This is a genomic window from Micromonospora chalcea (genome assembly GCF_002926165.1).
GTDB lineage: Bacteria > Actinomycetota > Actinomycetes > Mycobacteriales > Micromonosporaceae > Micromonospora > Micromonospora chalcea.
This window is the reverse complement of the sequence record NZ_MAGP01000062.1, coordinates 1-4,121: the sequence shown is the minus strand read 5'-3', so window position 1 is coordinate 4,121 and position 4,121 is coordinate 1. Positions and strand designations below refer to the sequence as shown.

4 protein-coding genes are annotated in these 4,121 nt (G+C 73.5%); 3 read left to right on the top strand and 1 reads right to left on the bottom strand.

The window, feature by feature from the left end; all coding sequences use genetic code 11:
• Positions 1-817, bottom strand: an 817-nt coding sequence (locus BAW75_RS06895) for a PhzF family phenazine biosynthesis protein (protein ID WP_104113000.1), incomplete at its 3' end; no start/stop codon positions are given.
• 33 nt (positions 818-850) lie between these two features.
• On the opposite strand from BAW75_RS06895, the gene BAW75_RS06890 reads away from it, so the two are divergent.
• From BAW75_RS06890 to BAW75_RS06880, 3 genes are all read left to right on the top strand, one after another.
• Positions 851-2,137 (top strand): magnesium transporter MgtE N-terminal domain-containing protein, encoded by a 1,287-nt coding sequence (locus BAW75_RS06890; RefSeq protein WP_064447753.1) that lies wholly within the window; start codon positions 851-853, stop codon positions 2,135-2,137.
• Positions 2,130-2,738, top strand: coding sequence for a DUF1003 domain-containing protein (locus tag BAW75_RS06885; RefSeq protein ID WP_064447572.1), 609 nt, complete (start codon positions 2,130-2,132; stop codon positions 2,736-2,738). The genes BAW75_RS06890 and BAW75_RS06885 overlap by 8 nt, the downstream gene beginning before the upstream one ends.
• A gap of 72 nt (positions 2,739-2,810) precedes the next feature.
• Complete coding sequence (locus tag BAW75_RS06880; protein WP_030501083.1) at positions 2,811-3,959, top strand: Mrp/NBP35 family ATP-binding protein; 1,149 nt, start codon at positions 2,811-2,813, stop codon at positions 3,957-3,959.
• Positions 3,960-4,121 lie beyond the last annotated feature (162 nt).

Sequence of the window (4,121 nt, the reverse complement as noted above, 5' to 3'; positions counted from 1 at the left end):
GGCCGGAGACGGTCCCGCCCAGTGCCAGCCCGCCGGAGGCGGTCACCGTGCAGGTCAGCGTGGAGGGGCGGTGGATCTCGATGCCCTGCCGGACGGTGTACTCCGCGCGCCCCTCGCCGGGCAGCAGCCCGCTCGCGACCAGCCACACGCCCAGCCCGAGAGCGGCCGAGCCGGTCGCCGGGTCCTCGGGCACGCCGAGCCCCGGCACGAAGACCCGGGCGTGCGCGGTTTGCGAATCGGCGTCCCAGGAGAAGAGGCTGACGTGCTCAACGCCGTACCGCTCCGCCGCCGCCGTGTTCAACCGTGCCCGGGCCACCGCGTCCGGGCGTACCGGAAGGTAGGGGAACTCCAGGCCGCACCCGGCGACGCGCGGCGGCGGGCCGACGTGGTCGGGGCCGGTGAGGCCGACCATCTCCAGCAGCGGTTCCGGGTCGAGTTCCGGGCCGAGCGTGGGCGTGCCGCCGGTGAGCGTCGCGCCGGTGGCAGTCACCTCGATCGGCAGGACGCCGGCGCCGCACTCCTGGGTGACCCGGCCCGCGCCGAAGACGCCACGCCGGCTCGCGGTCACCGCGGCGCCGACGCTCGGGTGCCCGGCGAAGGGCAGTTCGTCGGCGGGGGTGAAGATCCGCGCCCGGTAGGTGGCGCCGACCTGTGTCGGCGGGAGCACGAAGACCGTCTCGGACAGGTTGAACTCCAGCGCGAGCGCCTGCATCTGCTCGGTGGCCAGCCCTTCCGCGCCGAACACCACGGCCAGCGGGTTGCCGGCGAAGGGGCGGTCGGTGAAGACGTCCACGATCTCGTAGCCCAAGGTCGACATGCTGTTAGAGAGTAGGCCCTTAGGCTGGTGCCCGTGAGCACGCCGAACCGGGTCTACCTCGCTCGACTCGCCGGAGTCGCCGTTTTCGACCCGAACGGCGATCAGGTCGGCCGCGTCCGGGACGCGGTGGCGCGGATGCGCGCGACCCAGCGACCGCCGGAGGTGGTCGGCCTGGTCGCGGAGATGCCGATGCGACGGCGCATCTTCCTGTCCATCAACCGGATCACCTCCATCGATCCCGACGGGGTGGTGCTCGGCAGCGGCACGCTCAACCTGCGCCGGTTCGAGAAGCGCCCGAACGAGCTGCTGGTGCTCCAGGAACTGCTCGACCGCCGGGTCCAGGTCGAGGGCGGCCGGGCCGGCTCCGTGGTGGACGTGGCCATGGAGTGCAGCCGCGGCGGCGAGTGGACGCTGAGCCGGGTCGCCGTGCGCGAGCACACCGGCCGGCTCACCCGGCGCGGCCACCTCCACCAGGTCGAGTGGGACCGGGTGCACGGCCTCGGCGCGGTCGGCGACAACCGGGGTACGGCGAACCTGCTCGCCGTCCTGGAGGACATGCGCCCCGCCGACCTCGCCAACGCCCTCCAGGACCTGCCCGACGCCCGGCGCAACGAGGTGGCCGCAGCGCTCGACGACGAGCGCCTGGCCGATGTGCTCAGCGAGCTGCCCGAGCACGACCAGGTGGAGATCCTGGCCGCGCTGGACCGCCAGCGCGCCGCCGACGTGCTGGAGGAGATGGAGCCGGACGACGCCGCCGACCTGCTCAACGAGCTGCCCCCGCCGGAGCAGGACGTGCTGCTCGACCTGATGGAGCCGGACGAGGCCGACCCGGTACGCCAGTTGCTGCGCTACGCCTCCGGCACCGCCGGCAGCGTGATGACCTCGGAGCCGGTGATCCTGCCGCCGGACGCCACGGTGGCCGAGGCGCTGGCCCGGATCCGGGAGGCGCAGCTCTCGCCGGCGGTGGCCGCCCAGGTCTTCGTGACCCGCGCCCCGCTGACCACGCCCACCGGCCGCTACCTGGGCATGGTGCACTTCCAGCGGCTGCTGCGGGAACCGCCGGCCGATCTGCTCGGCGGGATCGTGGTGAACGACATCGACCCGCTGCGGACGTCGACCCCGCTGCCCGAGATCACCCGCCGGATGGCCACGTACGACATGGTCGGCATGCCGGTGGTGGACCGGGCCAACCGCCTGGTCGGCGCGGTGACGGTGGACGACGTGCTCGACCATTCCCTGCCGCGGGACTGGCGGGACCGGGACGCGGCATCCCCCTCGTCCACCACCGACGACGGCATCCTGGACGGCGACGATGAGTGATCAGCGCCGGGGCGACCGGCTGGACCAGCCGCGCGCCCCGCGGAACCTGCGCCTGCCCCGGGTCGACGCGGAGACGTTCGGCCGCTGGGCCGAGGGCATCGCCCGGGGCATGGGCACGGCGAACTTCCTCGTCTACATGACGCTGATCCTGGTGGCCTGGTTCCTGTGGAACACGCTGGCCCCGGCGAACCTGCGCTTCGACCCGTACACCTTCACGTTCTTGACCTTGATCCTGTCCCTGCAGGCGTCCTACGCGGCGCCGTTGATCCTGCTCGCGCAGAACCGGCAGGCGGACCGGGACCGGATCGCGCTGGACGAGGACCGGCGGCGGGCCACGCTGCAGAAGGCGGACACGGAGTACCTGGCGCGGGAGATCGCCGCGCTGCGGATCGCGATGGGTGACGTGGCGACCCGGGACTTCCTCCGCTCGGAGCTGACCCGGCTGGGCGAGGAACTGGACGAGGCGGCCGAGCGGCGGCGCAAGCTGGAGCGGCGGCAGCAGGAGCGGGAGGCCCGCCGGACGGCCGGCGCCGATCGGCTGGACGAGCCCCGGGACGAGCTGGACGGGGACTTCGCGCGGGACGGTCGCTACGAGGGCTGACCGGCCATCGAATCGCTCACACCGCCCCCGCCAGCGGCGGGGGCCGATGACCCGCGACGTAGCATTGCGGGCATGTCAGCACCCGTCAGCACCGTCTCCGACGCGATCCAGGCCGCCCTGGCCACCGTCAACGACCCGGAGATCCGCCGGCCGATCACCGAACTCGGCATGGTCCAGTCCGCCGAGCGGGACGACGACGGCGTGGTCCGGGTGGAGCTGCTGCTCACCGTGGCCGGCTGCCCGCTGAAGGACAAGCTGCGCAGCGACATCACCGCCGCCGTGGGCGCGGTGCCCGGCGTGAGCGGCGTGGAGATCGTCTTCGGGGTGATGAGCCCGGAGCAGCGCCAGGAGCTGCAGTCGAAGCTGCGCGGCGGTGGCGCCACTGCCGAGCCGGTGATCCCGTTCGCCCAGCCCGGCTCGCGGACCCGCGTCTACGCGGTGGCCAGCGGCAAGGGCGGTGTCGGCAAGTCGAGCGTGACCGTCAACCTGGCCGCCGCGCTGGCGTCGCGGGGCCTGTCGGTGGGTGTGGTGGACGCGGACATCTACGGCCACTCGGTGCCCCGGATGCTCGGCGCCGACGGCGCGCCGACCCGCGTCGAAGACATGATCATGCCGCCGCAGTCGCACGGCGTGAAGGTCATCTCGATCGGCATGTTCACCCCCGGCAACGCCGCCGTGGTCTGGCGCGGGCCGATGCTGCACCGGGCGCTCCAGCAGTTCCTCGCCGACGTCTACTGGGGCGACCTGGACGTCCTCCTGCTCGACCTGCCGCCGGGCACCGGCGACATCGCGATCTCGGTGGCCCAGTTGCTGCCGAACGCGGAGATCCTGGTGGTCACCACGCCGCAGGCGGCCGCCGCGGAGGTGGCCGAGCGGGCCGGCGCGATCGCGTTGCAGACCCACCAGCGGGTGGTCGGCGTCATCGAGAACATGTCGTGGCTGGAGATGCCGGACGGCTCCCGGATGGAGGTCTTCGGGGCCGGTGGCGGCGCGGCGGTGGCCGAGTCGCTGACCCGGACCATCGGCGCGCAGGTGCCGGTGCTGGGGCAGATCCCGCTGGACACCCGGGTACGCGAGGGCGGCGACGCCGGTCAGCCGATCGTGCTGGCGCAGCCGGACGCTCCCGCCGCGAAGGCCCTGTTCCAGGTCGCCGACCGCCTGGCCGTGCGTCGCGAGTCCCTGCTCGGCAAGCCCCTGGGCCTGAAGCCCGCCGGCCGCTAGCTCCCACCGCTCCCCAACCGCCCCTTCCCGCCGCACGCGAGAGGGGGCGGTCCCTTTTCCGGCTCAGGTGGCGTCGTCGTAGGACGGGCGGGGGGCTTCAGGCCCAGGGGCTTGCCGAGCAGGGACTCGCGACGCACGGCCAGGCGGTCGGCGACCTGGAAC

Coding starts and splice junctions, on each gene's coding strand:
- BAW75_RS06885 (WP_064447572.1), top strand. CDS start 2,130: ATGAGTGATCAGCGCCGGGGCGACCGGCTGGACCAGCCGCGCGCCCCG.
- BAW75_RS06880 (WP_030501083.1), top strand. CDS start 2,811: ATGTCAGCACCCGTCAGCACCGTCTCCGACGCGATCCAGGCCGCCCTG.